The organism is Myxococcus sp. AB036A, from assembly GCF_006547355.1.
Classification (GTDB): domain Bacteria; phylum Myxococcota; class Myxococcia; order Myxococcales; family Myxococcaceae; genus Myxococcus; species Myxococcus virescens.
The window spans coordinates 1-26,934 of sequence record NZ_VHLC01000002.1 but is presented as its reverse complement, the minus strand read 5'-3'; the positions used below and the strand labels follow the sequence as shown (position 1 = coordinate 26,934).

At 68.6% G+C, this 26,934-nt stretch carries 23 protein-coding genes and 2 pseudogenes; 12 read left to right on the top strand and 13 right to left on the bottom strand.

Annotated elements, in window-relative coordinates:
- Positions 1–322: 322 nt before the first annotated feature.
- The 4 genes from glgB to FL344_RS01315 are packed head-to-tail and all read right to left on the bottom strand — an operon-like array spanning position 323 to position 7,524.
- Positions 323–2,527 carry a 1,4-alpha-glucan branching protein GlgB gene (gene glgB, locus FL344_RS01330; protein ID WP_141617197.1) on the bottom strand — a complete coding sequence of 735 codons (2,205 nt, stop codon included), beginning with the start codon at positions 2,525–2,527 and terminating at the stop codon, positions 323–325.
- Positions 2,524–3,858, bottom strand: a complete 1,335-nt coding sequence (locus FL344_RS01325; protein WP_141617196.1) for a phosphotransferase — start codon at positions 3,856–3,858, stop codon at positions 2,524–2,526. Before FL344_RS01325 ends, glgB begins: the two co-directional genes overlap by 4 nt.
- Complete coding sequence (gene treS, locus FL344_RS01320) at positions 3,855–5,510, bottom strand: maltose alpha-D-glucosyltransferase (RefSeq protein WP_141590441.1); 1,656 nt, start codon at positions 5,508–5,510, stop codon at positions 3,855–3,857. Before treS ends, FL344_RS01325 begins: the two co-directional genes overlap by 4 nt.
- A 16-nt stretch (positions 5,511–5,526) precedes the next feature.
- Positions 5,527–7,524, bottom strand: a complete 1,998-nt coding sequence (locus FL344_RS01315; protein ID WP_141617195.1) for an alpha-1,4-glucan--maltose-1-phosphate maltosyltransferase — start codon at positions 7,522–7,524, stop codon at positions 5,527–5,529.
- 220 nt (positions 7,525–7,744) lie between these two features.
- Between FL344_RS01315 and FL344_RS01310 the strand changes: the two genes are divergently transcribed.
- Positions 7,745–8,344 (top strand): sigma-70 family RNA polymerase sigma factor, encoded by a 600-nt coding sequence (locus FL344_RS01310; protein ID WP_141617194.1) that lies wholly within the window; start codon positions 7,745–7,747, stop codon positions 8,342–8,344.
- A 16-nt stretch (positions 8,345–8,360) separates the two neighbouring features.
- Here the strand turns inward: FL344_RS01310 and FL344_RS01305 are convergent, their stop codons facing one another.
- Positions 8,361–8,999: a pentapeptide repeat-containing protein gene (locus FL344_RS01305; RefSeq protein WP_141590444.1), complete on the bottom strand. Its 639-nt coding sequence runs from the start codon at positions 8,997–8,999 to the stop codon at positions 8,361–8,363.
- A 61-nt stretch (positions 9,000–9,060) separates the two neighbouring features.
- Positions 9,061–9,417, bottom strand: coding sequence for a hypothetical protein (locus tag FL344_RS01300; RefSeq protein ID WP_141617193.1), 357 nt, complete (start codon positions 9,415–9,417; stop codon positions 9,061–9,063).
- Positions 9,418–9,610: 193 nt separating this feature from the next.
- Between FL344_RS01300 and FL344_RS01295 the strand changes: the two genes are divergently transcribed.
- Together FL344_RS01295 and FL344_RS01290 are read left to right on the top strand one after the other, a co-directional pair.
- Positions 9,611–10,303 carry a hypothetical protein gene (locus FL344_RS01295; protein ID WP_141590446.1) on the top strand — a complete coding sequence of 231 codons (693 nt, stop codon included), beginning with the start codon at positions 9,611–9,613 and terminating at the stop codon, positions 10,301–10,303.
- Positions 10,304–10,314: 11 nt separating this feature from the next.
- On the top strand, positions 10,315–11,274 hold the full coding sequence (locus FL344_RS01290) for a hypothetical protein (RefSeq protein WP_141617192.1): 960 nt from the start codon (positions 10,315–10,317) through the stop codon (positions 11,272–11,274).
- A gap of 129 nt (positions 11,275–11,403) precedes the next feature.
- Here the strand turns inward: FL344_RS01290 and FL344_RS01285 are convergent, their stop codons facing one another.
- On the bottom strand, positions 11,404–12,333 hold the full coding sequence (locus FL344_RS01285) for a DUF4382 domain-containing protein (protein ID WP_228564674.1): 930 nt from the start codon (positions 12,331–12,333) through the stop codon (positions 11,404–11,406).
- 135 nt (positions 12,334–12,468) lie between these two features.
- Complete coding sequence (locus tag FL344_RS01280) at positions 12,469–13,854, bottom strand: sigma 54-interacting transcriptional regulator (RefSeq protein ID WP_141590449.1); 1,386 nt, start codon at positions 13,852–13,854, stop codon at positions 12,469–12,471.
- 89 nt (positions 13,855–13,943) lie between these two features.
- On the opposite strand from FL344_RS01280, the gene FL344_RS01275 reads away from it, so the two are divergent.
- A complete protein-coding gene (locus FL344_RS01275) occupies positions 13,944–15,833 on the top strand; it encodes a serine/threonine-protein kinase (RefSeq protein ID WP_228564673.1) in 1,890 nt (629 codons plus the stop codon).
- Positions 15,834–15,924: 91 nt separating this feature from the next.
- Positions 15,925–18,078, top strand: coding sequence for an alpha-amylase family glycosyl hydrolase (locus tag FL344_RS01270; protein WP_194862943.1), 2,154 nt, complete (start codon positions 15,925–15,927; stop codon positions 18,076–18,078).
- A 58-nt stretch (positions 18,079–18,136) separates the two neighbouring features.
- Here the strand turns inward: FL344_RS01270 and FL344_RS01265 are convergent, their stop codons facing one another.
- Positions 18,137–18,346: a hypothetical protein gene (locus FL344_RS01265; protein ID WP_011553713.1), complete on the bottom strand. Its 210-nt coding sequence runs from the start codon at positions 18,344–18,346 to the stop codon at positions 18,137–18,139.
- Between the two features lie 229 nt (positions 18,347–18,575).
- On the opposite strand from FL344_RS01265, the gene FL344_RS01260 reads away from it, so the two are divergent.
- Positions 18,576–18,851, top strand: coding sequence for a hypothetical protein (locus FL344_RS01260; RefSeq protein WP_090492493.1), 276 nt, complete (start codon positions 18,576–18,578; stop codon positions 18,849–18,851).
- A gap of 62 nt (positions 18,852–18,913) precedes the next feature.
- Positions 18,914–19,642: a PHP domain-containing protein gene (locus tag FL344_RS01255; protein ID WP_011553715.1), complete on the top strand. Its 729-nt coding sequence runs from the start codon at positions 18,914–18,916 to the stop codon at positions 19,640–19,642.
- Between the two features lie 21 nt (positions 19,643–19,663).
- Here FL344_RS01255 and FL344_RS01250 read toward each other — a convergent pair whose 3' ends face one another.
- The 3 genes from FL344_RS01250 to FL344_RS01240 all read right to left on the bottom strand — a co-directional run bounded on the left by FL344_RS01250 (position 19,664) and on the right by FL344_RS01240 (position 22,237).
- Positions 19,664–20,410 (bottom strand): hypothetical protein, encoded by a 747-nt coding sequence (locus FL344_RS01250; RefSeq protein WP_141617189.1) that lies wholly within the window; start codon positions 20,408–20,410, stop codon positions 19,664–19,666.
- 325 nt (positions 20,411–20,735) lie between these two features.
- Positions 20,736–21,053, bottom strand: coding sequence for an FmdB family zinc ribbon protein (locus FL344_RS01245; protein ID WP_141617188.1), 318 nt, complete (start codon positions 21,051–21,053; stop codon positions 20,736–20,738).
- A 29-nt stretch (positions 21,054–21,082) separates the two neighbouring features.
- A complete protein-coding gene (locus tag FL344_RS01240; protein WP_228564672.1) occupies positions 21,083–22,237 on the bottom strand; it encodes a hypothetical protein in 1,155 nt (384 codons plus the stop codon).
- A gap of 444 nt (positions 22,238–22,681) precedes the next feature.
- Here FL344_RS01240 and FL344_RS01235 point away from each other — a divergent pair, with 444 nt between their 5' ends.
- The 4 genes from FL344_RS01235 to FL344_RS01220 all read left to right on the top strand — a co-directional run bounded on the left by FL344_RS01235 (position 22,682) and on the right by FL344_RS01220 (position 26,206).
- Positions 22,682–23,164: a Fur family transcriptional regulator gene (locus FL344_RS01235; RefSeq protein WP_186817827.1), complete on the top strand. Its 483-nt coding sequence runs from the start codon at positions 22,682–22,684 to the stop codon at positions 23,162–23,164.
- Between the two features lie 5 nt (positions 23,165–23,169).
- The gene (locus FL344_RS01230; RefSeq protein WP_141617186.1) at positions 23,170–23,685 is read left to right on the top strand and encodes a TlpA disulfide reductase family protein; all 516 of its coding nucleotides are present in this window, start codon (positions 23,170–23,172) and stop codon (positions 23,683–23,685) included.
- Between the two features lie 74 nt (positions 23,686–23,759).
- On the top strand, positions 23,760–24,041 hold the full coding sequence (locus FL344_RS01225) for a septum formation initiator family protein (RefSeq protein ID WP_141594620.1): 282 nt from the start codon (positions 23,760–23,762) through the stop codon (positions 24,039–24,041).
- Entirely contained in the window at positions 24,038–26,206 is a 2,169-nt protein-coding gene (locus FL344_RS01220; RefSeq protein WP_141594622.1) for a diguanylate cyclase, read from the top strand. The genes FL344_RS01225 and FL344_RS01220 overlap by 4 nt, the downstream gene beginning before the upstream one ends.
- Positions 26,207–26,270: 64 nt before the next feature.
- Here FL344_RS01220 and FL344_RS39985 read toward each other — a convergent pair.
- Positions 26,271–26,438: pseudogene (locus FL344_RS39985) on the bottom strand (di-heme oxidoredictase family protein); the annotation flags it as partial.
- Positions 26,439–26,525: 87 nt separating this feature from the next.
- Here FL344_RS39985 and FL344_RS01210 point away from each other — a divergent pair.
- Positions 26,526–26,934: pseudogene (locus FL344_RS01210) on the top strand (protein-L-isoD(D-D) O-methyltransferase); the annotation flags it as partial.

The following is a 26,934-nucleotide window of genomic DNA, read 5'->3' as shown; positions in this document are numbered from 1 at the left end:
GCTGGTTGGATGTTCAGTGATTCGGGCACCGCCTGAAACATCAATGCCTACATGTCCGCGCGTTCAGTGTCGTTGCATGGCTGATCGCCGTCTTTTGGCTGACTGGATGTTCAGTGATTTTTGGCACCCCGTGTGTCGAGTCCACGGGCCTGCTCGGTCTGTGCCTGGCTGGTTCCCGTTCGCTGGCCGGATGTCTGGTTGTTTTAATGTGTCTTGATTTGTGTTTGAGATTGAATTGTCAGTGATTGATGGTTGTCTTTGAGGGCGGGCAGGGGAGTCCGCGGTGATGCTGCGGCGAACGCCCCTGTGTCGAGGCATGGGCTCAGCCCGGCGTGAACCACAACACGGACAGCGGGGGCAGGGTGAGGGTGGCCGAAGCCGGCTGGCCATCCCAGCCCGTGGGCTCGGTGTGAATCTGGCCCATGTTGCCCAGGTTGGAGCCGCCGTACTGCTCGGCGTCCGTGTTGAGCAACTCCACGTAGCGGCCCTGGAACGGGAAGCCCACGCGGTAGTTCTCACGCACCGTTGGCGACAGGTTGGCGATACACACCACATGCCGTCCTGGCTGACGCGCGCGCCGCACGAACGCGAACACGTTGTACGCGGCCGAGTCCGGCTGGAGCCACTGGAAGCCCATGGGCTCGCCGTCCGCGTCGTGAAGCGCGGGCATGTCCCGGTAGATGCGGTTCAGGTCCGAGACCAGCTGAAGGATGCCGTGGTGCCCCGGGTCGTGCGTCAGGTGCCAGTCCAGGCTCTTGTCGTGGTTCCACTCGGCCGGCTGGCCGAACTCACCGCCCATGAAGACGAGCTTCTTGCCCGGGTGCGCCCACATCCACGCGAACAGGGCACGCAGGTTGGCGCGCTTCTGCCACGGGTCGCCCGGCATGCGCCCGTACAGGCTGCCCTTGCCGTGCACCACCTCGTCATGGCTCAGCGGCAGCATGAACTGCTCGCTGAACGCGTACAGCAGGCCGAAGGTGAGCTGGTTGTGGTGGTACTGCCGGTAGATGGGGTCCTTGGAGAAGTACGACAGCGTGTCGTGCATCCACCCCATGTTCCACTTGTAGTCGAACCCCAGCCCGCCTTCGGACACGGGCGCGGACACCTTGGGCCAGGCCGTGGACTCCTCGGCGATGACGACGACGCCCGGGTGCTTGCGGTGGACCGTCTCGTTCAGCTCGCGCAGGAAGTGGATGGCCTCTTCGTTCTCCCGGCCGCCCCAGCGGTTGGGAATCCACTCGCCCTGCTTGCGGCTGTAGTCGAGGTAGAGCATCGACGCCACCGCGTCCACGCGCAGTCCGTCGATGTGGTACTCCTCGATCCAGAACAACGCGTTGGCGATGAGGAAGTTGCGCACCTCATTGCGGCCGAAGTTGAAGACCAGCGTGCCCCAGTCCGGCTGCGCGCCCTTGCGCGGGTCCGCGTGCTCATACAGGGCCGTGCCGTCGAACTGTCCCAGGGCGTGCAGGTCGCGCGGGAAGTGTCCGGGCACCCAGTCCACGAGCACCCCGATGCCTTCCTGGTGCATGTGGTCGATGAAGAAGCGCAGGTCATCCGGGTGGCCGAAGCGCGCCGTGGGCGCGTAGTAGCCACCCACCTGGTAGCCCCAGGAGCCACCGTAGGGGTGCTCGGCCACGGGGAGCAGCTCGATGTGGGTGAAGCCGGTGAACTTGATGTACTCGGCCAGCGCCGGTGCCAGCTCCCGGTACGTCATGGGCCGGTCGCCGTCCTCCACCACCCGGCGCCAGCTGCCCAGGTGGACTTCGTACACGCTCCACGGCTGGTGATGGACGTCCCGCCGCTGCGCACGTTGCTCCAGCCATGCCGAGTCGCCCCAGGTGTAGCGCGCCAGGTCGTGCACCACGGAGGCCGTGGCGGGGGGGGCCTCGGTACGGAAGGCGAACGGGTCCGCCTTGAGGACGTTGGGCCCGCCCTGGCCGGGGCGAATCTCGAACTTGTACCGGGTGCCTTCGCCCACCTCGGGGACGAAGAGCTCCCAGATGCCGGAGGAGCCCATGCGGCGCATGGAGTGCAGGCGGCCGTCCCAGCCGTTGAAGTCACCCACCACGGACACGCCCGCCGCTGTGGGGGCCCACACCGCGAACGAGGTGCCGCGCACGCCGTGGTGGTGCAGCAGGTGCGCGCCCATGCGCTCCCAGAGGCGCTCGTGGCGGCCTTCACCGGCGTAATACAGGTCCATCTCCCCCAGGGTAGGGAGGAAGCTGTACGGGTCGCGAAGCGTGAAGACGCGCTTGCCGGGGTACTCCACCTCCAGCAAGTAGTTGAACGTCTGGTCCTTGCCGTTGATGCGGGCCTCGTAGACGCCGCCCAGCCGGTGCGTCATCGCGACGCGACCGCCGGATTCCGGCAGCACGTGGATGGCCACGGCGTCCGGGCGGAAGGCGCGAATCACCACGCCGTCTCCATCCGGGTGGATGCCCAGGACAGAGTGCGGCTCCGGGTGCCTCAGCTCCACGACGCGCTGAAGCTCCGCGTCGACCTGGGCCTTGTCGGCTGGCTTCCTCACTTGGATGCCTCCATACGCAAGAGGGCCTGGAGGGGGATGCGCACCCAGTCGGGCCGGTTCTGCATTTCGTATCGCACTTCGTAGAGGAGCTTCTCCAGCTCGAACGCACGCAGCATCACGTCGAAAGTGTCGTCGTCCGGGGGCAGGAAGGGCGCGCCGCGCGTCACCTGCCGGTACCCTTCCACGAAGGCGTCGCGGATGGTGCTGATGCGCTCGTGGGGCGTGCCACCCTCCAGCGCCACCGTCGCCTCCGCGTAGTCGAACGAGCGGATCATCCCCGCCACGTCGCGCAGCGCGCTGTACTTCTCCCGGCGGACGGTGAAGGAGCGCGCGGGCTCGCCTTCGAAGTCGAAGATGAGCCACTGGTTGTTGGCGCGCAGCACCTGTCCCAGGTGGAGGTCGCCGTGGATGCGAATCTTCTGCCCGGAGGGCGGCACCTGCGCCAGGCGCTTCGCGTACTCGATGAGGTCCTCGCGCCGGTTCTCCAGCTCCGGGTTCTGCCGGCTGGCGTCTGCCAGCGTCACGCCCAGCTCCCCGACGATGGAGGCGCTCCAGCGCTGGAGGTCCTCTTGCAACAGTGGCTCTGGCGTGAAGGCCGGGTCTTCGTCGGTCGCCGAGGCGAACGCCAGGTGGAGCTCGCCCAGACGCGAGCCCAGGTCGCGCATCTCCGACTGGAAGCGCGGGCCCACGGCGCGCTCCTGGCGCAGCCGGTCCAGCGTGTACTTCCAGCCGTCCGTCGCATCCGGCACGAAGCGGTGGGCCACCGCGAGCGTCGCGCCCGCCGCCCCTTCCAGATGCAGCGCGCCCAACAGCGTGGGCGTGGCGCGGAACGACGTCTTGGTCGCGAGGAAGCGGCCTACCTCATGCTCCGGGTTCACGCCGGCTTCCAGCTTGCGGATGATCTTCAGGATGACCTTCTCACCCAGCACCACCGAGGTGTTGCTCTGCTCCACCTGCAGCCGCCGCACCTCCGGTGACGCGGGGAGCGCGAGCAATCCGTCCTGCCCGCCAATCCATTCACCTTGCACGCGGCCGGACGCGGACGCCACCTGGCCTCCGGTTCGGATGAGGTCGAAGAGGCCGCGCAGGCATTCATCGCTCTCCAGCGCGTCTCGCACGCCTTCGGTGGAGGGATGGACGGGCAGCAGGTAGCGCTCCGGGCTGCCCAGTTCGTAGATGACCTCCACCACGGCGAGGCTGAAGGAGCAGCCGCCCGATTCGACGGCGGCGTGGTCCATCACCGTGACGTGCTTGATGGGCCAGGCCTTGCCGCTGAACCAGCGCTGGTGCTTGAGGTACTCAGGGAGCTTGGTCAAGTCGAGGGTTGTCATTCGAGGCTCCTCACCTGCTGGGACCTGTCCAGCCGGAACCACAGGAACATGAAGGGGCCCATGGAGAGCTGATACGGAATCTCACTCACCCGCGGGAAGGGGGTTTCTCCAATCAGCTCCACCGGCACAGCGCCCTCCCACTCACGCATGTCGAGCACTGCGGGCTGGGCGAAGCGCGACAGGTTGCACACCACCAGAACCGTCTGGCCCTCCCATTCACGGATGAAGGCCAGCACCTTGCGATTGTCCGTCTGGAGGAAGCGCAGGTTCCCCAACGAGAAGACGGGGTAGCGCTGGCGGATGCGAATCATCCGCTTCACCCAGTGCAGGAGGCTGGACTTCACCCGCTCCTGCGCTTCCACGTTGATGGACTGATAGCCGTACACCGGGTCGGCGATGACGGGCGCGTACAGGCGTGCGTAATCCGCGCGGCTGAAGCCCGCGTTGCGGTCTCCCGTCCATTGCATGGGCGTGCGCACGCCGTTGCGGTCGCCGAGGTAGATGTTGTCGCCCATGCCAATCTCGTCGCCGTAATAGAGGACGGGCGTGCCGGGCAGGGTGAAGAGCAGGCTGTGCATCAGCTCGATGCGCCGGCGGCCGTTGTCCATCAGCGGCGCCAGCCGGCGGCGAATGCCCAGGTTGATGCGCATACGCGGATCGGTGGCGTATTCCCGGTACATGTAGTCCCGGTCCTCGTCCGTCACCATCTCCAGCGTCAGCTCGTCATGGTTGCGTAGGAAGATGGCCCACTGGCAGTTGTCCGGGATGTCCGGCGTCTGCTGCATGATTTCGACGATGGGCGTGCGGTCCTCGCGGCGCACCGCCATGTAGAGGCGGGGCATCACCGGGAAGTGGAAGCCCATGTGGAATTCGTCGCCGTCGCCGAAGTACACGCGCACGTCGGCGGGCCACTGGTTCGCCTCCGCCAGCAGCATCTTCCCCTTGTATTCGGAGTCGATGGTCTTCCGCAGGCGCTTGAGGAAGGCGTGCGTCTCCGGGAGATTCTCGCAGTTGGTACCTTCACGCTCGAAGAGGTAGGGCACGGCGTCGCAGCGGAACCCGTCCACGCCCATGTTGAGCCAGAAGCGCATGACGTCCAGCATGGCTTCCTGCACTTCGGGGTTGTCGTAGTTGAGGTCCGGCTGGTGGCTGAAGAAGCGGTGCCAGAAGTACTGCTTGGCCACCGGATCCCACGTCCAGTTGGAGCGCTCCGTGTCCAGGAAGATGATGCGCGCGCCCTTGTACTGCTCGTCGGTGTCGCTCCAGACGTACCAGTTGCGCTTGGGGCTGTTGGGGTCGCTGCGCGCTTCCTGGAACCAGGGGTGCTGGTCACTGGTGTGGTTCACCACCAGCTCGGTGATGACGCGGATGTCGCGCTTGTGCGCCTCATCCACCAGCCGCTGGAAGTCCGCGAGCGTGCCGTAGTCCGGGTGGACGCCGTAGAAGTCCGCGATGTCGTAGCCGTCGTCGCGCAGCGGCGAAGGGTAGTGGGGCAGCAACCAGAGGCAGTTGATGCCCAGGTCCTGGAGGTACGGAAGCTTCTCAATCAGACCGGGGATGTCCCCGTGGCCGTCGCCATTGGAGTCATGGAAGGCACGCAGGTGCAGCTCGTAGATAAGGGCTTTCTTGTACCAGAGGGGATCCAGGTCCATTACGCCTCTCGGGTTGTCACTCGTAGTAGTCGAACGCGTTCTCGGTACGGCGGAACCGGTGAACGGCCCAGAGGGCCGCGGGCTGCTCGGGCGTCAGGCGCACCTGCACGTCCGGACCCTGCCATAGCGAGCGCTGGTCCGACATCAGCTCGTGCACCTGATACGTCTCGTCAGGGCGCGCGCCCAGCCACTCCAGTGGCACGTGCAGCAGCGCCTCCTGGGCGGCATACGGGTCCAGGCTCACCGCCATCAGCACCGTGCTGCCGCCGTCTGGCGTGCGCTTGCCGTAGAAGAGGACTCGGTCGTTGTTCGACGAGAAGAAGCGCAGCGTCCCGTACTGGTGCAGCGCGGGGTGCGTGCGGCGCGCGGCGTTGAGGCGCGCAATCCAATCCCGGATGTTGCCGGGCCGGTCCAGGTCCCACGCGACCAGCTGGTACTTCTCCGAATCGGTGTACTCCTCCTTGCCCGGGATGGGGCGGCCTTCGCACAGCTCGTAGCCGCAGTACATGCCCCACACGGAGGAGAGCGTACCGGCCAGCGCCGCGCGCAGACGGAAGGCACCGGGTCCCGCGTTCTGGAGGAACTCCGGGAGGATGTCCGGCGTATTGGGCCAGAGGTTGCCGCGGAAGTACTCGGACACCGGCGGCTGGGTGATTTCCTCCAGGTACTCCTGGAGCTCGCCCTTGAAGTTGCGCCAGGTGAAGTAGGTGTACGACTGGGTGAAGCCCACCTTGCCCAGGGCCTTCATCACCTTGGGACGGGTGAAGGCCTCGGACAGGAAGAGGACCTGGGGATGGGCTTCCTGCACGCGCCGGATGAGCCAGGCCCAGAATTGCGTGGGCTTGGTGTGCGGGTTGTCCACGCGGAACGTGTTCACCCCTTGCTTCACCCAGTGGAGGACGACGGATTCCAGCTCCGCCCAGAGCGACTCACGGGCGGGGCCCATCCAGTCGAAGTTGACGATGTCCTCGTAGCGCTTGGGCGGGTTCTCCGCCGTCTTGATGGTGCCGTCCGGCCGGTGCTGGAACCACTCCGGATGCTCCTTCACGTACGGGTGGTCCGGCGAGCACTGGAAGGCCAGGTCCAGCGCCACCTCGATGCCGTGGGCCTGCGCCGTCTCCACGAAGTGCCGGAAGTCCTCCAGCGTCCCCAGCTTCGGGTGCACGGCCTTGTGGCCGCCTTCCGATGCGCCGATGGCCCAGGGGCTGCCCACGTCGTCAGGCGCCGCGGTGAGGCTGTTGTTCTTGCCCTTGCGCGCCGTGCGGCCAATGGGGTGGATGGGCGGGAGGTAGACGGTGTCGAAGCCGAGCTGCTGGATGTACGGCAGCCAGCCTTCCGCGTCCCGGAAGGTGGCGTGGGTGACGCCGTCGCGCTTCGCCGAACGCGGGAAGAATTCGTACCACGCGCTGAAGCGGGCCTTCTCCCGGTCCGCGAAGACCTCCAACACCTTGTCGTAGCGGCGGGCCAGTGAACGGTCCGGATGGGTCGAGGCCACGTCGGCCAGCTCGGGGGCCAGGGCCACGGCGAGGAGGTCCGGGGAGGGGGGCTGTCGCAGCCGGACGGCCGCCTCGTCCAGCACTCGCGCGTCGTCCAGTTGCTTCGCCGTACGGGCACGGGCGGCGGCGCCTTCCAGCAGGGCGGCGCCTTCCAGCAACTCGCTGCGCACGTCGCGGCCCGCGTCGACCTTGCGCTTCAGCTCGGACGTCCAGGTCCGGAAGAGGTCTGGCCAGGCCTCAATCGTGTACTCGTAGCGGCCGTTCCGCTTCAGGGGGAATTCGCCTTCCCACCGGTCATTGCCGAGGAAGCGCATGGGCACTTCCTCCCAGTCGGTCTGCTGCGCCCTGGGTGTCACCTGGCGCCAGCGGACGACGGCGACGAGGACGTCGTGGCCTTCCTTGAAGACGTCCGCCTTGACGGTGCACCGCTCTCCCACGACGCGCTTCACGGCGTGACGTCCAGCGTCCAGCTCGGGGCTGACTCCCTCGATGAATACGCTTCCGAGTCGTTCAGTCATGGTGGCTGGCGGCCCTTATAGGTCTTGGGTTGTGATTGCCTCGCGGCGAATCGCGGCTGTTGTCGATGCTGGACGCCTTCCACGCCAGCCGCGTTGGCTCGTCAACGTTAGGGATGGGGGCGGGCACTGCCCACCCTGGAAGGCACGGCGCGCCCGGGTGCCCGCTTGCCGATACTTGAAGCTGGGAACTGCCCTGCCGTTTGAGCTATCCGGGACGAACATGGCGCCTCCTTCCTTCGCTGTGCCCCGAGCAAGCGACCCAGCGCTGGACCGGGCCCTCCTCCGGCAAGTCGCCATGGGAAGCCCGCAGGCCATGCGCGACGTCTACGCGCGCTGCGGCGGACGGTGTTTCGCCATCGCGTTGCGGTTGCTACCGACCCACGCTGACGCGGAAGAGGTGTTGCAGGAGACCTTCCTGGAGGTCTGGCGGCGCGCCCGAGAGTTCAATCCAGAACGCGGCGGCCTGGAGGCCTGGGTGACGACGATTGTGCGCACGCGCGCCATCGACCGGCTGCGGGCGCAGGGAACGGCGGCCCGCGTGGTGGAAGGGGCCGTGCAACAGGAGCCTCCGGTCAGCGCCGCGCCCGCCGCGCCGGACGAAGCGCTCAGCCAGGGGGAGGCGCGTGCTCGCGTGATGGCGGCGCTGGCCCAGCTTCCTCCGGACCAGCGGGCGGTGGTGGAGCTTGCCTACTTCGAAGGCCTCTCCCAGCGGGAGATTGCCGAGCGCACCGGAGACCCATTGGGCACGGTGAAGACCCGTGCGCGGCTCGCGTTGGAGAAGCTGGGGGCGTTGTTGGAGATGCTGCGCCCCCCCGCCTAGCCCCCATGCCGGTGAGTCAGGAGCGGCCCTTCTTGCGCTCCGTCTTCGCCTTCGGGCCCTCATCGTAGCCGGGCACCACGAGCCCGAGCGTCTGGACGAAGTTCACCGCGGCATCCACGGGGATGCGCGTGGCCTTCACCCGGTTGCGCGCGGGGTCGATGAACACGCCCTTCGCGGTTCCGAAGTCCGCCTTCGTGAGCGTGCAGCCGCGGAAGTTGCTGCCGGTGATGTCCGAATCGCTGAAGTCCGACTCGGACAGATCCGTGTCGATGAAGTTCATCTCCAGCGCCGTGCAGCGCAGGAACGCCGTCTTCCGCAAGCTGAGCCCCGCGAAGGTGCAGTAGCGCAGGTTGGAGCCGTCGAAGGTGACTTCGGGGAAGGTGCCCACGTCCGTCCAGTCGATGCCCATCAGCTTGGAGCTTTCGAAGCGCACGTCGCGCAGGGACGTCTCCGTGAACCGGGCTCGCGTGAGGTCGCAACCGGTGAAGACGCAGGACTCCATCCGAGCCCTCGTCCAGCGGCTCTCCTGCAGGGTGCAGTTGAGGAACGTGCAGCGGTAGAACTCCTTCCCGCCCAGGTCCGTCTCCTGGAGGTTCAGGTCAGCGAAGGTTTCGTTCTCGAAGCTGTCTTCTTCGTGGATGCGCTGGGAGGCCATGGCGGGCCCGTCACTAACGCCAGATGGCGCTCGCGGGCCAGGTCATTTCGCCCCGGACTCTCTATCCATGACGGACGGTGAAGGCCGCCAGCAGGGGCCCCGCCAGGCGGGTGTTCGCGGGAGACGTCGGCCCTCCTTCGGGAAGCTGCGTGAGGAGCGTCTCCAAGGCGGGCTTCATCTCCTCGAAGGCGGCGGTGGCCGCCGCCGCGTTGTCGAAGAAGCGGTGGTAGAGGAGCCAGCCGGTGACGGAGCAGGCGATGGCATGGAAGGAGCGGGTGTCATCCAACTCGTAGGTGAGCCGCGCCAGGCCGCCGAAGTCCTCATCCCGCGCGATGGTGCCGCCCTGGGTCCCCATCCACCCGATGGAGCCCCCGTCTTCATATGGCCGCCACGTCGCGTCGTCCGCACGTCCCACCATCCACCCCTTGCAAGGAAACCGGCGCCATCATGCGTGCCCCGGGGCGGATGCTCCAGGACTCCGAGGCCTCCGCTTCGTCCGGAGGTGGACGTCGGTTCGGCGCGGAGGAGGTAGGGAAGGGGAGTACGCCGCGGTTCGCGGAACAGTTGCGGCGGGCCGGTTTGTGCCCGGCGAGGCGCCGTCCTAACCTGCCATGTCCATGAAGGCGATCCTCGTCTCCCTTTTCCTGTTGGGCTCGGCGCCCGACTCCAGCGCGCCAGCGATTCCGCCTGAAGCGCTCGCGGCGCCCCCTGTCGCGGATGAGTCCCCCACCGCGTGGTCCTGCACCGTGGACACCCTGCGTGCTGGGAAGGAATGCGTGTTCGAGGCGGACCTGTCCGCGGGCGCGCCCAGCGATTCGCAGGACGCGTCCAACAAGAAGCTCCTCCAGGACGTGGCCCGCGCGCTGTGCACGGAGGCGGTGGGCAACATCCGCGAGGGCCGCCCGGACGCGACGCTCACCGCGCTTTGTGAGCGGCGCTACATCACCGCCGTGGACCAGTGCGGACTGGAAGGCACGTCGTTCGTGGTGGACGCCAAGGGCCGCTTCGCTCCCGGCGCTCGCTCCTGCTACCGCGCGCTGGCCAACGTCCTTCAAGAGGTGCAGTTCATGGCCACGGTGGCCTCGCCATGCTGCGAGTGCGCCGCCCGCGCCAACTGCCCGGGCACCGCGGACCGCTGCTATGCCGAGGTCGCCCAGCAGGCCACCGCGCCCCAGACGCAGGCGTGCCTGAGTGACAGGTGCGCGGATGCGTGCGCCGTCGTGCTGCCTCGCTCCGGAGCGCACCCCGCGCCCACCGTCCAGAAGCGCAACCGTTCTTCCAGCCCTGGCTCCGCTTCCCTCTAGGAGTTCCGCCCATGCGCCGTCCTTCCTGGAAGCTGTCCTCCTGGGCCCTGATGGGCACGTTCGCCGCCGGCTGCGGCGCCTCGCATTCCCACGTGACGTGGTCGGAGGATGCGCCTCATCCGAAGGAGGAGGTGTTCGTCGCCAGGCCTCCGCCGGAGCCGCCCGCGCCCAGCCCCACCTCGGACCCCAAGGCGTTCGCCGCCCGGTACGCCAACCCGGCCGTGTGTGAAGCCGCCGCGCGGCGCCTCCAGGGCGCTTCGCGGGATGAGGCGTGGGATGGCCTGAAGGCCTGCATCGAGCACACGCCCTTCACCCAGCTCAACGCGCTGCTGGGCCGCGCCTGGGCGCAGGACCTGAGCGTGCGTCCCGAAGGCGCGAAGCTCATTGCCCGCGTGGTGGCCCAGCGCGGTGGCAGCGTGACGGGCGAGCTGCGCTACCTCCAGGAGAAACAGATCCCCATCTTCTCGTTGGCCTCCGCCATGGACCGGCCGGACACGTACAAGGGCCGCTACGTGCTGCTGCGCGCGCAGGTCGCGGACCAGCGCTCGGAAGGTGAGCGTCCCACGGTGTGGCTGGTGGAGCAGGCCCTCAGCTCCGTCCAGACGGACGGGGTCGTGGGCCATGGCGAGCGCATCGACTCCGTCACCTCGTACTCGGGTGACCTGGCCGGACAGTCCGTGCTCACGGGGCCAGGGCAGGTCGGGGGCGCGGTGAGCGCGTCCGAGCGCTCCGGCCGCAACACCACGCGGCGCTTCGTGGAGAACATCTCCGACGAGACGGGCCGCGAGGCACTCGGTCGTCTGGCGAGCGCCGACCCGTTCCTGGAGACCCGGCGCGACTACGTCATCCTCGCGCGCTTTGACGGTGTCCGCCTCACGTCGGGCGGCGCGGAGACGGATGACGAAGCGCCGCGCATCCCGGTGCTGACCATCGTCAGCTACCACGCGCCGCAGGCGCTCGTCGTCTACTGAGCGGCCTTCGACGCGGACGCGTCGGTGACACAGAAAAAAACGAGGCGCCGGGATGCTTGTCCCGACGCCTCGCCCTGGGAACCGACCCCGCGCCAGTCCCCACGTAACCGTGTGCAGGTCGCGCCCGCGCTACTGCTGGGTCGCACCCGTAATCGTGAAGTGACTCGCCACGTCGCGGCCCGAACCCACTTCCACCGTCACCGGCTGGTCGGGCGTGGTGGAGGCGCTGACGAAGGAGGGCGGCTCGAGGTGCACCGTGAAGGTGCCCGGAATGAGGAACTTGAAGACCGCCTCGTAGGTGCCGTCGCCATCCTCGTCGGTCAGCGCCAGCCGCTCACTGCTGCCCGCCTCGTTCGTCATCACCGCGTTGAAGTCGCCCAGCGTCACCTGATGGCCGTCCACCACGGGCAGCGTCACCGTCGGGGCCGTGTCCGCCGTCACGCGGATGCTGCCGGAGGCCGTCACCTCGGCGGCCTTGATGACCGGATGCATCACCCACTTGCCCGCGTTGCCGGCTTCCTTGCCAAAGCTCTGGCCGACGTCGAAGTCCACGAGCAGCACCTTCTGCTCGCCTTCGATGGTCAGCTTCTCGGAGAACTTCACCTTCAGCCCGGACGTGCCGAAGCTGGGCATGTGAAGTTGGCCGTCCACCTGCGTGCCCTCGGGCAGGCCGGCGTAGTCGGCTGACGACGCGAACACGGTCGACGCGCCGTCCTCATTCGCCACCTCGATGTAGCCACCGGTGATGACGAAGCGAATCTCGGAGTAGTCGCCATTGGGGACCACCGCGTCAGACACCAGTTCGGACGTGGAGTTGGCGAGCTCCAGCAAGCTCACGGTGGCGGGGGTATCGCGCAGCACCACGCGGCCACCTTCGCCGTCGCCGCCTTGCAGATAGATTTCGGAGATGGTGACGACAGCGGTGCGGATGTCGTCTCCCGGTGCGTCGGTCAGAAGCAGGGTGACCTTGCCCTCGTTGCTACCACACGCCATCAGCGGGAGCAGGGCGATGGGTAGCAGGGCCAACAGGGTCGAGCGTAGGCGCGAGCGAATAGTCATGGTCGGCACGTCCCGGAATAGGGCCCGCTGGAATGCCGGGCCGTTCGACACGTAATGACCCGGCCCGGAAACATCCGGCCACGCGATCCTGCGGATGTCGCCGCGAAAGCAGGGGGCCTGGAGGCCCACACCCACTTACGCCGGTGATGTGTCCAGGCCGTGCTTGCGCAGCAGCTTGCGCAGGTACACGCGGTCGATGCCCGCCTCGCGGGCCGCGCGGGACACGTTGCCCTCGCAGCGGTCGATGAGGGCGCGCAGGTAGTCGCGCTCGAAGCCTTCGATGATGCGGTCCTTGGCTTCCTTGAAGGGGAGGTCCAGGGAGATGGGGCGCGTGCTCTCCGGGTCGTCCGAAGGCGGCGGCAGGGTGGTGGGGTCCTCGGCGGGGGAAGGCAGGTCCGGGATGTCCGGCAGGGCCTCGTCGCCCAGGTTCACCACCCGGTCCACCACGTTGCGCAGCTCGCGCACGTTGCCCGGCCACGGGTACTGCGCGAGCAGGGCGCGCGTCTGGTCCGACAGCGCGCTGGGCGGACGTCCCATCCGTTGCAGCACCGTATCGACGAGCAGCGGCACGTCTTCCAGTCGCTCCCGCAGCGGCGGAAGGCCGACGCGGAGCACCGCGAGCCGGTGGAAGAGGTCACCACGGAAGCGCCCGGCCTGCACCGAGCCCTCCAGGTCCTGGTGCGTGGCCGCGACGACGCGCACGTCAAAGGTGCGGTAGTCGTTGGAGCCCACGCGCTTCACCTGCCGGCGCTCCAGCGCGCGCAGCAAGCGGGGTTGGACTTCCAGCGGCAGTTCGCCGACTTCGTCCAGGAAGAGCGTGCCGCCGTGGGCGCGCTCGAAGGCGCCCGCGCGGTCGGAGTGCGCACCCGTGAAGGCGCCTTTCACGTGTCCGAAGAGCTCGCTCTCCAGCAGCGAGGGGGCGATGCCCGCCAGGTCGGCGATGACGAAAGGTCCCCGGGCCCGAGGGCTGTGCGTGTGGATGGCCTCCGCGCACAGCTCCTTGCCCGTGCCCGTCTCGCCCTGGATGAGCACGTCCGACTCACCCGCGGACAGCCGCTCCAGCAGCGTGAAGAGCTCCCGCATGCGGCGGCTGTTTCCCACCAGTGAGCCGAAGGCGCTGCGCGCGGACAGCGGGCGCGCCCGGGGCCGCTCGCTCTCCGGCATCAGCTTCAGCTCGGTGGTGCCCAGCTTGAGGACCGCGCCCGTGCGCACCTCCAGCTCCTGGAAGCGCATGCCTTCGCAATAGGACCCATTGCGCGAGCCCGGGTCCACCGCGCGCACGCCACTCTCGTTCACCTCGAGGATGAGGTGCTGGCGCGACACCGCCCGGTCCGACAGGAGGATGTCCGCATCCCGGCCCGACCCCACGCGATAGCGTCCCGGCATCAGCGGCCAGTCGCGGCCAGCGTCCGGACCCGACAACACCACCAACCGGGTACGCACCCGTTGGACACGAATGGCCGGCAACGCATCGGTGCGGACCAGCTCGTCGTCCCCGTCCTCATCTCCCAGACTCGCCACGGCGCGGACGATATCACAGCCGCCTTGCAGGGGTTTGCCTCCGCATTCCCGGGTTATGCGGTAAGGTTTGAAAGGGGGTGTCACCCGCGATGGCAAGTGCGCCACGAGAACGATTCGGCCGGTATGAACTTCAAGAGCGGGTCGGCCAGGGCGGCATGGCGGAGACGTGGCGCGCCCGGCTCCGGGGCGCGGCGGGCGTCACCAAGTCCGTGCTCATCAAGAAGGTGCTCCCGGAGTACGCCAACGACGAAGCCTTCGTGTCCATGTTCATCAGCGAGGCGCGCATCTCCGCCACGCTGTCGCACGGGGCCATTGCCCAGGTCTTCGACTTCGGGAAGGTGGACGGGCAGTACTTCCTGGCCATGGAGCTGGTGGAAGGCCATCCGCTGAACCGCATCCTGAAGCGGGCGCTGCGCTCCGGCTTCCACGCCCTGCCAGTGCCCATCGCCGTCTTCATCGCCATGGAGATGTGCCGCGGCCTGCACTACGCCCATACTCGCAGTGACGAAAAGGGCGAGCCGCTGGGCATCGTCCATCGCGACATCTCCCCCGACAACGTCCTCATCGGCTACGAGGGGCAGGTCAAGATCGTCGATTTCGGCATCGCGAAGGCGCGCTCCCTGCGCAGCTTCAACACCGAGCCCGGCGTGGTGAAGGGGAAGTACCTGTTCTTCTCGCCGGAGCAGGCGCGCGGGGAAGCGGTGGATGCCCGCACGGACGTCTGGGCCACCGGCGTGGTGCTGTTCCAGATGCTCTGCGGCCGGCTGCCGCTGGAGGGTCAGGTCCACACGGTGTTGCGGCGATTGAACAGCGGCCAGCCGCTGCCCTCGCCGCGACAGGTGCGGCCCGACATCCCGGTGGCGCTGGATGCCATCATCCAGCAGGCGCTCGCGCTCCAGAAGGATTCCCGTTTCGAGTCCGCCCATGCGCTCGGGGATGCCCTGGCCGGGTTCCTCTACTCGACCACCCCGCGCTTTTCGCCCATGTCCGTGGGGTACCTGCTGCGGGAGCTGTACCGCCCGGACCTGGAGGCGCTCGGGATGGATGTCCGGGTGCCGGCCTCCTTCTCGGAGGAGATGTCCATCTGGCGCGAGGCGCCCCCGCTGCCCGCGCCCACGCAGCACGGTGTGCCAGCGCTGGGCCTGGAGCCGGACTACCGCACCGAGGAGAGCGGGCCCGTCGAGGTGGACGACGCGGAGAAGGGGGCTCCCGCGCCGCGTGCGACGCGGGTGGGCCTGTTCGCCGAAGGCAGCAGCAGCTCCCAGTGGGTGGCCGGTGTCGGCCTGGTGGTGGCCGCGGTGCTCGCCGTGGTGGCGGTGACGCAGGTGGGCTCCGACTTGCTGGCTGCCGCCAAGGAAGAGGCGCGCGCGCCTGGGCCGCCGGTGGCGCAGCGGATCATTCCGCCCACGTTGCCTCCCGCTCCACCCGTGGCCGCGCCCTCGAAGCCCCAGGCCGCGGAGGAGGTGCCTCCGCGGGCCTCCGAGGCCATGGTCGAGAACGCGGATGACGACGAGGTGTCGGGAAACGCCGACACGCCGGATGACGCAGTCGAGGTCGCGGCCGGGCATTCCAGCATGGCGCGTCCGGTCTCCGGGGCGCGGAGCGGCAAGGTCGTTCACGCGGCTGGCACGGGCGTTCGAGGACAGACGCGGCAGGCCCAGGTGGTGTTGCTGGGCGAGGCGGGCAACGCCCTGGCGGTGTCGCCGGTGACGGTGGGGCCCGCGCACCGGGTGCTCACCGCCGGGCGCGCCCTCCAGCGCGAGGGGAAGTACACCGACGCGCGGAACTCCGCCCGTGAGTGCGCCCGGCTCGAGCCCGGCAATGCTGAGTGCTACCTGCTGCTGGGTGCCGTGGAGGTGAAGCTGGGGCGAATCGAGGAGGGGGCTCGCCACTACCACCGCTTCCTGGAGCTGGCCCCGTCGGACCATCCGCTCGCGAGCACCGTCCTGCGCATTCTGCAGGAATACGAAGCCCGCTAGGTCGGGCGTCCACGATTCGACGCATTGGAGCCCCTGGCTCCCCGCCAGGGGCTTGGAAAAGCGAGCGCGCCTCCCGTACAAGGGGGCTCGCATGAAGCGTTTCCGCCTTCCCCGACGCCTGACGCTCCCTGCGCTGCTGACGGCAGCCGCATGTGGCGAGTCTGACTCCATCCCAGTCCGGACCTGCGACGTGACGTTGACCTACGCACCGCAGCAGTCGGTGGCGGGCACTGTTCAGGTCATGGGGGAATGGAACAACTTCGCCTCCCTGTCTCAGCCCATGACCGACCGGGGGGACGGCGTGTTCACGCTCCGCCTGGAAGGGCTGGAGCCGCGCGCCTACGGCTACCGCTTCGTGGTGGGCGACAAGCAGGAGATGGACCCGGAGAACCCGTACTCGCGCTGGGTTCGCGCGGAGGAATATTCGCGCGTCATCGTCCCGGACTGCCGCCAGCCCGTGCTGGAGCTGAACCGCTTCACGGTGACGCCCGAGGGCTCGCTGGACGTGGCCGTCTCCTACCTCGATGGGACGGACAAGGCTGGCCCGGCGGGTGAGGGCATGGTGCTGTCGCTGGACGGCACGCCCCGGCCGGACGCCTATGACGCCGCCACCGGCCGTTTCAGCCTGAACGTGCAGGGACTGGAGCAGGGCAAGCACCACGTGAAGGTGGTGGCCAAGGACAGCCAGGGCCGCGAGGCGGAGTCGCTCTACCTGCCGTTCTGGGTGGAGCCGGAGCGCTTCCGCTGGGACTCGGGGCTGATGTACTTCGCTTTCACGGACCGCTTCCACAATGGTCGGCGGGAGAACGACGCGCCGGTGGCGGACGTGGACCCTATCGCCAACTATCTTGGCGGGGACTTCGCGGGCATCACCCAGAAGCTGGAGGAGGGGTACTTCAACGCGCTGGGCATCCGCACGCTGTGGATCTCCCCCGTGGATCAGAACCCCGAGGGGCGCTTCATCGGCACCGGTGGCAAGTACTACACCGGCTATCACGGCTATTGGCCGTCGAAGCCTCGCGAGACGCAGCATCGCTTCGGTTCGCTGGAGGAGCTGCGCGCGCTCACGGCGGCCGCGCACAAGCGGGGCATCCGCGTCATCGCCGACCTGGTGCTCAACCATGTCCACGAGGAGCACCCATATTGGGCGAACCACGCGCGGGACGGCTGGTTCAACACCGCCGCCAGTTGCGTGTGTGGCACGCAGGACTGCGACTGGGACGCCAAGCGCCTCACCTGCAAGTTCACGGACTACCTGCCGGATTTCAACTGGCGCTCGTCGGACTTCGTGGACCAGTTCGCCGCGGACACGCTCTGGTGGCTGGAGCAGGCGGACTTCGACGGCTTCCGCATGGACGCGGTGAAGCACATGGAGCAGGTGGCCGGGCGCACCATCCGCGGGAAGCTGAATGACATCACCGCGATGACGGGCACCGAGTTCTACCTGGTGGGCGAGACGTACGTCTTCACGGATGGGCGCCCACAGATTGCCCGTTACATCAGCCCGCGGGAGCTGGACGGCCAGTTCGACTTTCCCCTGTACTGGCCCGTGCGCGAGGCCTTCGCGGACGGCAAGGGCTTGCAGCGTGTGGACGACGCCGTGCGCGCCAACGAGGAGGCCTATGTGCCGGGAACGCTCAATTCGCCCTTTCTGGGCAACCACGACGTGGCGCGCTTCATCTCCCAGGCCGCGGGGCAACTGCACGAGGGAGGGAGTGATCCCTTCGGTCCCAACCGCCCGTCCACGGTGGTGACGGATCCGGCCGCCTTCGAGAAGATGAAGTACGGCTTCGCCTTCGTGCTGACGCAGCCGGGCGTGCCGCTGGTGTATTACGGCGACGAGGTCGGCCTGCCGGGCGCGAATGATCCGGACAACCGCCGCTTCATGCGCTTCGGCAGCGCGCTTGCGCCGCTGGAGCGGGACTTGCTCGACTTCGTGCGGAAGCTGGGGCAGGCGCGCCGGGCGCACGAGGCGCTGCAGACGGGCGCGCGGCGGACCCTGCGCGTGGAGGACGACCTCTACGTGTTCCAGCGCGATCTGCCGAACGGGAAGGGTGCTCTGGTGGCCATCAACCGGAGCGCCCTGGAGCGCTCAGTGGTGTTGGAGTTGATGGGAAGCCTGGCCGCGAGCAGCGGCACCTACGTGGACATTTTCTCCGGGCAGACGCTGCAGCTCGCCGGCACGGAGACGGTGCTTGTCGTCCCGCCGCGCGGCGTCGCTGTCTACGTGCCCCACCAGGAGTAACAGGTTGGGATGTTCCGGTGGAGGGGTGGGCCGTCCCCCTACCGCCGGCGCATCCCACTCAGGACTGAGGGGCCGCCTGCTCGCTCTTGCCGTGCTTGTAGAAAAGCACGAGAGTGTAGCAGTGGAATTCGTTGTCGGATGACTGACACACGACCCGGTCCACAATCTCCAGGTCGGAGTTGCTCTTCAGCCAGCGGGTGACGTTCTCACCCAGCTCCTCGCGCTCCTTCGCCTTGGTGGCGGAGAAGACCTTCACGCCCGTGAACATCGCCTGCCACTCCTTGTGCGGTGCTGATTCAGGACAATAGGAAGTTATCGCACGCGCCGTTCCGGGGTGTCAAAAACCCGGCTTCCCTGTTGTGGGGATGTTGATCGTCCATGCCTGGGGGTTTGCAGTCTCCCGCCCGTGCCTATGTTGCTCGGGTCGCACCGGATTGCGTGGGGCGCTCGTGGCAGAGGGCCGCGAGTGGTGGCGGAGTGGGGAAGGGGGAAGGCCCGTGGACATGAAGACCAAGAAGGACCTGGCCGTAGACTTCATCAACACCATCCGGACGATGGAGCCCTCCGCGCTGAATGCGCTCATCGTCAAGGAGGCAGGTGAAGAGCTGGCCCAGTTCTTCCTCAATTACAGTGCGAACCTCATCTCCAAGGACCCGTCCCGGGTGCTGGAGAACACGTCCTCGCTGATGCTGATGGGGTACCTCATCCGCACCTACGAGGAGAAGAACACCCAGGCCACCCAGGGTACCTTCCAGTCCTACGCGTTCGCCTGAGCCGCGGGCAGGGCGTTGCAGGCTCGACAGGGCTCGGGGGAGCCTGTTAGGGAGCAGCGCCCATGCTCATCGACATGCACGCCCATTCCCACCTGTCCAAGGGTTGCGAGCTGGACCCTCGCGCCGTGCTGGAGCGGGCCGCCTTGTTCGGCCTGGACGGTGTGGCCTTCACCGAGACGAACACCCAGGACGGCTGCGACGAGCTCTTCGAGATTGGCGCGAAGTCGAAGCTCAAGGTCTTCGTCGGGCTGGAGCTGGTGACGGATCGTGGACAGTACCTGTGCTTCTTCCCGAAGCCGGAGCTGGCCCCGGAGCCGGTGCAGATGTGGGGCAGCAACCGCGAGAAGCCGTGGAGCGCCGCCGAGTGCCTCCCCAAGGTGAAGGCCCTGGGTGCCGCCATCGTCGCCGCGCGGCCCTATGACCGGGACTCGCAGAATCCGGCCATGGACTTCATCCGCTCCCTCGGCGTGCTGAGCGCCGTGGAGGGCTACAACGCCCGGGTGAAGCAGACGTCCAATGACCTGGCCGTGGAGGCCGCCGCGGCGCTGAAGCTTCCCTGTGTGGGAGGCAGTGACGCCCGGGGTTCGCTCGACGAGGTCGGCCGGGGCGCCACGCTCTTCAAGCGGCCCGTGCAGACGCAGGCCGAACTGGTGGCCGAGCTGCAGAAGGGTGATTTCTGGCCGGTGATGGCCGGCGACCTTCCCCGGCTCACGCGCCCGGGAGAGGCCCAGGCCGCGCGCAAGTCCGGTGGTGGCGGCCGGGGTGGTGGTGGCAAGCGCCGCCGTCGTTAGCCGGCGCTCACCGAAGTCAGCTCAGGGGGCGACCGGGTTGCCGCCTTCCTCGGCGCGCGCGAGGCGTCCGTCCGTGAAGAAGGCGCGGCGGCGGCCACCGGGGTAGATCCACTCCTCGTGCCTGGCCGTGCCTTCCAGGGAGCGCCGCACCGTCTCCGGCGGGCCCCAGGCCATGCGGGCCGCGTCCATGGACATGTTGGCCACCAGTCGCTTCTCACGCACGGCCTCCTGCACCGCGGGCGGCAGCGCGTCCAGGGTGGGCTTCAAGTCCCGCGCGGACAGGTACTTCTCCAGCTCCGTGCGGAAGTCCTCCGGGCGCTCCAGGTTGGGCGGCATCACCAGGATGAGCGGCGGCGCGTTGGCGGGGGCGCCGGCTTCCGTGAGGTACACCCAGGGCCAGGCGCGCGGGCTGTAGAGGACGCGCTCGGTGATGACCCAGGAGGTGGGGAACTCAACGCGGGTGATGCGCAGCTTCGTCCCGGCGGGGAGCACGCGCTCCACGGCGCCCGGGTTGATGGGGGCGCCCTTCGTGTCGTCGAGGAGCCGGACGTCCTCGGGGGCGTAGGGCGTCAGCAGGCGCTTGGAGGCGTCTCCGAAGAGCGGCGTGACGTTGCTGGAGACGCGGAGGTACTGCTCCGCCTCCGGGCCGGAGAGCGTCTGGTTGAGGGAGGTCCGCGCCTCGGGCGGCATGCGCGTCTGGGACGCACAGCCCGCGCCAAGCACGGTCAGCATGGACAGGGACAGGATTCGGAATGAGGCGAGCGGCATGGCACCTCCGCGGGGACAGGGCGCGGCAGGTGTCCTGATTAGCTCACCGGGCCGGCTGCGTCAGCGGGGATGGCTCCATCGCCTCGCGCTTGCCGCCGCGGCATCCGCGCTGGGGCGGGCAGATGGGGCCGCGGCCATGGGGATCCGCGACGAGCAGGAAACGGCCGAGCCCGCGGGTGTCCGTCAGCTCTGGATGGCCACACAGCGCGCACTGACGGGGAGGACGCTTGGAGGGGGGGAAGGGCACGGGGCGTGAGTGTGCGCCGCTCCCATGCCCGGAGCGAATTTTCGGCGGGCCCGGCCCGGGTGGGCGCGGGCCTGGGGGTTACTTCTTGTCGCCCGAGGCCGCCGGCGCAGGGGCCGGAGCGGGCGTGCTGGGCGCGCTGCTGGCCGCCGAGGATGCGCTCGACGACGAGGAGGAGCTGCTGCTCGACGACGAGCTGCTGCCGTCCTTCTTGGTGGAGCTGTACAGGTCGGAGTACCAACCCCCGCCCTTGAGGACGAAGCTCGAGCGGCTGACGACCTTGGTCATCGACCCCTCGGCGCCGCACGCGCTGCACGTGGCAGGGGCAGGGTCGGAGATCTTCTGCAGCACGTCGATCATCTTTCCACAGCTCTGGCAGGAGTACTCGTAGATGGGCATGGTTCTCAGTGCCTCGTCAGGGTGTTGAGTCAGCGGGAGCCGGCCAGCAACTGCTTGCGCAGTCCATCCGCCAGTCCCAATCGCTCGAAGGCGCGGAAGACGAGCTCGGACGGGGCGCCGTGCTTGCGGGCAACGGCATCCGCCAGTTCGTGCAGGTCTCCGGCATCGTGCAGGACGTCGCCGACGAGCCGCTCCAGTTCCTTGCGGAGCGTGTCGGCGAACTTCTTCTGGATGCCCAGGTCGGTCAGGTACTTCTCGCGCCCGAGCAGGTCCAGCCGGTGCGTCAGGTGGGGCGTGGCCAGGGCCTCGCGGCGGAAGCGTTCGCGCAGGCCCTCCACGTCCTCCGTCAGCGACAGCATGGAGACCAGCCGCTGCAGCTCCGACGGGCTCAGGCCCAGGGCCCAGGCCACGCGGCCGGCGGCGCCCCGCTGGGTGGTGAAGCCGTCCAGCACCTGGCGGCGCTCCTTCTCCACCATCGCATCCATCAGCCCGTGGTCCCGGAGCACGTTCTCCAGATCCACCTGCGTCAGCTCGCCCCGCGCGCCATTGAAGCGCTGGGACAGGGCCCGCAGCAGCGCGAAGCGGTGGTCGGCGGCCTCCATGGCGGCCTCCACGACGGGCTTGCCGGTCAGGCGCGTCAGCTCCATGAAGGACGCGCGCGGCGCCTCCACGCGGGTGAACCGGCCCCGGGGGCGCGGCAGGTCCCTGCGCGAGAGGGCGGGCTCCTCGGCGAAGTCGGCGGGCGAGCCCAGGGTGTCCTCCGTGGGGGCGCGCTTTCGCGGGGCGATGCGCTCCTTGACGGTGGCCTCCAGGTCCTCCTTCGCGGCCTTGCCACCCTTCTTCCCGGCGGACGCGTCCGCGGCGGGCGGCGGGGCGAAGGTGAGGGGGGGCTCGGCGGGAGCCGGCGCGGGCGGTGGCGTCTTCTGCTCGCGCACGTGCGCCAGCTCGCGGGCGACCTCGTAGAAGCCGCACGCTTGACGCTGCGCGGCCACGGAGGCCTGGGTGCCGTTGAGGATGTCGACGACGGCGAAGGGCCCCAGAGGGGACGCCTCGGGTTCGCCGTCCGTCAGTGCACGGACGCGGAAATCATCAGCCTCGGCGAGGAGGGCCAGCGCCTCGCGGACCTCGGGTGCCGGGGCGGGTGCCTTCGCGCGCCGGCAGAAGTCCGAGACGGCAACCGCCACGGGGGTGGGGACGTCGTCGGGCTGTCGTCTTCTCTGCCAGGGACTGTTCATGAATGTCGCGGAAAAATGCTCGTTTACGAGGGCGGATGCCTCTATCTTCGCCCACAGACAGGTGTCAATGAGCCAGTCCGATTCCAATCTAAACAGCCTACGGCGAATGCAAGTCGCGGGGGCGAGCGGACGGGAGGGGAGGCGCTCCCCAGGGCCGCACGCCAAGCGTTGCGGGGAGGATGGGACCGGAGTATCAGGCCCGCCGCGTCCGGAGGCCAACACCTGCCGGTGACGTTTTCTTCTCCGGCGGGGCGCCTTTGTTGGGAAATGGCCGGGTCGCGAGAGTTGGCCGAATTGGTTACAACAAGAGCGGAGGGCGAGGCAGCGCGGGCCTCCACCCAAGTGCGCCCGAGGCATGGCGCGGACCCGCGGCGACTTTGAAGGGTTTTTTACATGAGCAACAGTCACAGCCATCACCACGACGACCCGGACAAGGACGAGGTGCTTGCCCGCTACATGGCCCAGCACGGCCTGAAGAGCACGCGGCAGCGCAGCCTCATCATCGACACGTTCTTCGCGGTGGGAGGCCACCTGTCGGTGGAGGAGCTGTGGAACAAGGTGCGTGAACAGGACACCAAGGTGTCCGTCGCCACCGTGTACCGGACCATGAAGCTGCTCAGCGAGTGCGGCCTGGCCCACGCGCGCAACTTCGGGGACGGGCAGACGCGCTACGAGGCGGCCGCGGGGCGCGACCACCATGACCACCTGGTCTGTACGCGCTGCGGCACCATCATCGAGTTCGAGAACGAGCGCATCGAGGCGCTCCAGGACGCCGTGGCCCGCAAGCACGGCTTCAAGGTGACGTCGCACAAGATGGAGCTGTACGGCCTGTGTCGTGACTGTCAGCGGGCCGGGCCGGCCGCCTCGGAGGCCTGATCGCCATGTCCCGCGTGCTGCTACGGGGTGCCGTCGTGGCGCTGGTGGCGCTGGCCGGCTGCCGGGGCACCCGGCCGGTGGACGCGGGGTATGCCTTCCTCAACGCGCTGGCGCTGCCGTCGGTGGGGCCCACGCCGCATGACGTGCGCGCGCTGGACGGGAAGGTGGTGCTCGTCTCGTTCTTCGCGACGTGGTGCTTCCCGTGCCTGGCGGAGATGCCCACGCTGGAGGCGCTCCAGAAGGACTACGGCCCCCGGGGCTTCCAGGTGGTGGCGGTGGGCATGGACCTAGAAGGGGAGAAGGTCCTGGCCCCCTTCGCGGACCACTATGCGTTGCGCTACCCGGTGCTGGTCGCGAACCAGGCGATGATTGAAGGCCACAGCGCCTTCGGGGCCATCCAGGGCCTGCCCACCACCGTGCTGTTGGACCGCCGGGGCCGGGCCGTGGCCGGCTGGCATGGCGTGGAATCCCACGCCGATATGGCGAAGGCCGTGGAGAAGCTCCTGACCCAGCCCGAGTAGTTCCCCGGCATTGCTACAGGCCTGGAGCGGAAATCTTGCGGGGCAGGGGGCCACTGGTACGGTCCTCCGCGTTCATGACGGCGAGGCGAAAGTTCCTGTTGGTGGCGGTAGGGCTGGCTGCGGCCCTGAGCCTCGTGTCCGTCGTGGACGCGAAGGGCTTCCGCCGCTACCTCTCGCTCCGGCAGGACGTGGAGTCGGTGCAGGCCCGCAACCGCACCCTGTCCGCTCAGAATGAGGCCCTGCGCAATGAGATTGCCGCACTGCGCAAGGACCCGGCCGCGCTGGAGCGCGCCGTGCGTGAGGAGCTCGGCTTCGTGAAGCCGGGCGAGATTGTCTTCCACCTGGAGTCCCCATGACGTCGCTTCCCGAGTTTCCGTCTCCCGGAAGGTTGCTGCGTCTCGCGGTCCGGTCCATTCCCGCCGCGGCCTCGCTCGCCACGTTCATCCACCTGGCGCGCGGCGGCTTCCGGGGGCTGAACACCCTGGGGTGGACCGAGGCGGCCCTGGTGGGATGCCTCCTGGTGGGCATCGCCGTGGCCGCCTGGCGCCGGGCCATGCGCGGCGCGGTGGGCGCCGTCGTCGACCTGCGCGATGACCTGGACCTGGGCGGCTCGCTCATCTCCGCGGCCTTCGTCGTGGTGGCGATTGGCGGCGGGGACTTGTTCCCCATCGTCTACCTGCTGATGGCGTTCCTGGTGGCCTTCCTGCCGCGCAACGCGGGCCTCACGCTGCTGGGCGTGGCGCTGGTGTACGACGCGCTGGTGACCCTGGGCGGTCCGGTGCCCAACGCCACGGGCTACCTGACACACGCGGCCTTCCTGGCCCTGTTCTCCGGCCTCTACCACCTGGTGCTGGCGGCACGCATCGCCGCCGCGCGCCGGGCGGAGAGCGACGCGGTGCAAAAGCGCATCCGCGAGGTGGAGGAGCGGGCGCGCACCTTCCGGCTGGTGTCGTCCGGTACGCAGGACAGCTTCAGTGGGATGAGCTCGGACGAGAAGTGGCTGGTGGCCTCGGTGAAGGAGATCGAAGGCGCCGTGCAGGCCGCGCTCGAAATCGCGGAGACGGGCCTGCGCACGTACACCTGCGCCGCGTTCCTGCTCACGTCGGATGACCGGAGCCTCAAGCTGTACGACTGCCGCTCCGGCTCTGAGCGCGTGCAGCGCGAGCGCTTCAACGCGGGGGAGGGCATCATCGGCGGCGTGCTCAAGCGCCGCGCCCCGGTGCGGATGAACTCGCCGAACGGGCTCAAGGGCGTGACGCACTACGAGGGCGGCGGCCCCGCGGTGCAGGCGCTGCTCGCGGTGCCCATCCTGGAGGCCAGCGGCCTGGTGCGCGGCGTGCTGGTGGCGGACCGGCTGGCGAACGAGCCCTTCAGCGACCAGGACGAAAAGCTGCTCTCCACCATCGCCGGTGAGGTGCTGCGCTCCATCGAGGTGGAGCGGGTGATGAGCTACATCCGCAAGACGCGCGACGAGAAGGACCGGTTCTTCCGCGCCATCGAGGAGCTCAACCGCGCGGGCAGCCCGGACCAGGTGTTCGTGGCGGTGCTGGAGAGCACCCGGCAGTTGGCGGGCCTGGACTTCTGCGCGGTGACGCTGGTGTCCGAGGTCGACGGCAAGCGCATGCACCGCGTGGTGCGCATGTCCGGCGTGACGGCGCAGGGCCAGGCGCTGTCTGGCCAGAGCTTCGAGGACAACAACGGGCTGGTGGCCAACGTGGTCCGCTACGGGGCGCCGCTGCCGGGCCGCGACATCAAGGCCATGGACCGGCAGATCATCTTCGACGACGAGACGCAGATTCGCGGCCTGGGGGCGCTGAAGATCTTCCCGCTGGTTGCGGGGGACCGCATCCTGGGCACGCTGGTGGCCGGCTCGCGCAAGAAGGCCGCGTTCGAGCAGGACGTGCTGCGGATGATTGAGGTCATCGCCATCCAGGCCGCGCAGGCGGTGCTGCGCGCGCAGCTCTACGAGCAGATGGAGCGCATGGCCACCACGGACGGCCTCACCGGCCTGTACAACCACCGCACCTTCCAGGCGAAGGCGGACGAGGTGCTGGCCCAGTCCCGGCGCTACCAGCGCAAGTTCTCGCTCATCCTCACGGACGTGGACCACTTCAAGAGCGTCAACGACACCTACGGCCACCCGACGGGCGACCAGGTGCTCAAGGGCGTGGCCCGCATCATCAAGACGATGGCGCGCGACACGGACATCGTCGCCCGCTACGGCGGCGAGGAGTTCGTCATCATCATGCCGGAGACGGACGCCAAGGGCGCCTTCACCATCTCCGAGCGCATCCGTGAGGCCGTGAAGGCGGAGACTTTCCAGACGGAGATGGGGCCGCTGAAGATCACCATGTCGCTGGGCATCGCCACCTTCCCCGACAGCGCCATGGAGAAGCAGCAGCTCATCGACCTGGCCGACCAGTGCCTCTACCACTCGAAGCGCAACGGCCGGAACCAGTCCGTCACCGTGGACATCATGCAGGGGGGACGCAAGCAGCTGAAGGCGGCGAACGCGTCCTGAGTCCCTGATGCAGCCGGGGGCCGCCCATGACGCGCGGCCCCCGGGCGTTGCCTTCAGCGGATTGCAGCGAGCGCAGGAACGCCAGCCGCGCGTTGCGGTCCGTGCTGTTCATGTTGGCGAAGTTGTTGCGCGCCGCCTGGCCCTCGCCGCCGCTGACGCCCGCCGTCAGGCCGATGCCCCAGAGCGGGGCCGTGCGCCAATCCGCGCCCGTGGCCTGGCCGTCCACGGGCACCACGCCGCTCGAGCCGACCGTGTAGCGTCGTGGATGGCGGAATCCGTTGCTCCTTCGCTGCGGGCATGGTGGATGCGAGTCAGGAGGGTGACCCTGGTACCGCTGGCGGTGACGACGAGCACGAAGGTGGACGCGGCGCTGGTGCGCGAGGCGCGGGCCGTGGCGGCGCGGTGGGGTGTGCCCTTCCTGCCTCGGCGCGCGAAGGAGAGCGTGGCGCCGTGGCTGGGGACGAAGGCGGCGGCGCTTTTGGTGGTGGGCGGTGACGGCGTGACGCTGTGGGACGCGGAGGGCTCGTTCGGGTTCCACGCGGGCATGGCGCACCTGCGGCGGATGCGGCTGCGGGCGGGGGAGCCGGATGCCTTCGTTCGGGTGGCCGAGCTTCGCGCCGGAGACGCGGTGCTGGACTGCACGTTGGGCTTGGCGCAGGACGCGATGGTGGCGTCACTGGCGGTGGGGCCCTCGGGGCGCGTGGTGGGGCTGGAGCGGAGCCTGGCGC

Bases quoted from the DNA above. Each gene is read 5' to 3' on its own strand.
- FL344_RS01325 (WP_141617196.1), bottom strand. From the start codon at position 3,858: ATGACAACCCTCGACTTGACCAAGCTCCCTGAGTACCTCAAGCACCAG.
- treS (WP_141590441.1), bottom strand. From the start codon at position 5,510: ATGGACCTGGATCCCCTCTGGTACAAGAAAGCCCTTATCTACGAGCTG.
- FL344_RS01315 (WP_141617195.1), bottom strand. From the start codon at position 7,524: ATGACTGAACGACTCGGAAGCGTATTCATCGAGGGAGTCAGCCCCGAG.
- FL344_RS01310 (WP_141617194.1), top strand. From the start codon at position 7,745: ATGGCGCCTCCTTCCTTCGCTGTGCCCCGAGCAAGCGACCCAGCGCTG.
- FL344_RS01305 (WP_141590444.1), bottom strand. From the start codon at position 8,999: ATGGCCTCCCAGCGCATCCACGAAGAAGACAGCTTCGAGAACGAAACC.
- FL344_RS01300 (WP_141617193.1), bottom strand. From the start codon at position 9,417: ATGGTGGGACGTGCGGACGACGCGACGTGGCGGCCATATGAAGACGGG.
- FL344_RS01295 (WP_141590446.1), top strand. From the start codon at position 9,611: ATGTCCATGAAGGCGATCCTCGTCTCCCTTTTCCTGTTGGGCTCGGCG.
- FL344_RS01290 (WP_141617192.1), top strand. From the start codon at position 10,315: ATGCGCCGTCCTTCCTGGAAGCTGTCCTCCTGGGCCCTGATGGGCACG.
- FL344_RS01285 (WP_228564674.1), bottom strand. From the start codon at position 12,333: ATGACTATTCGCTCGCGCCTACGCTCGACCCTGTTGGCCCTGCTACCC.
- FL344_RS01275 (WP_228564673.1), top strand. From the start codon at position 13,944: ATGGCAAGTGCGCCACGAGAACGATTCGGCCGGTATGAACTTCAAGAG.
- FL344_RS01270 (WP_194862943.1), top strand. From the start codon at position 15,925: ATGAAGCGTTTCCGCCTTCCCCGACGCCTGACGCTCCCTGCGCTGCTG.
- FL344_RS01265 (WP_011553713.1), bottom strand. From the start codon at position 18,346: ATGTTCACGGGCGTGAAGGTCTTCTCCGCCACCAAGGCGAAGGAGCGC.
- FL344_RS01255 (WP_011553715.1), top strand. From the start codon at position 18,914: ATGCTCATCGACATGCACGCCCATTCCCACCTGTCCAAGGGTTGCGAG.
- FL344_RS01250 (WP_141617189.1), bottom strand. From the start codon at position 20,410: ATGCCGCTCGCCTCATTCCGAATCCTGTCCCTGTCCATGCTGACCGTG.
- FL344_RS01245 (WP_141617188.1), bottom strand. From the start codon at position 21,053: ATGCCCATCTACGAGTACTCCTGCCAGAGCTGTGGAAAGATGATCGAC.
- FL344_RS01235 (WP_186817827.1), top strand. From the start codon at position 22,682: ATGAGCAACAGTCACAGCCATCACCACGACGACCCGGACAAGGACGAG.
- FL344_RS01230 (WP_141617186.1), top strand. From the start codon at position 23,170: ATGTCCCGCGTGCTGCTACGGGGTGCCGTCGTGGCGCTGGTGGCGCTG.
- FL344_RS01225 (WP_141594620.1), top strand. From the start codon at position 23,760: ATGACGGCGAGGCGAAAGTTCCTGTTGGTGGCGGTAGGGCTGGCTGCG.
- FL344_RS01220 (WP_141594622.1), top strand. From the start codon at position 24,038: ATGACGTCGCTTCCCGAGTTTCCGTCTCCCGGAAGGTTGCTGCGTCTC.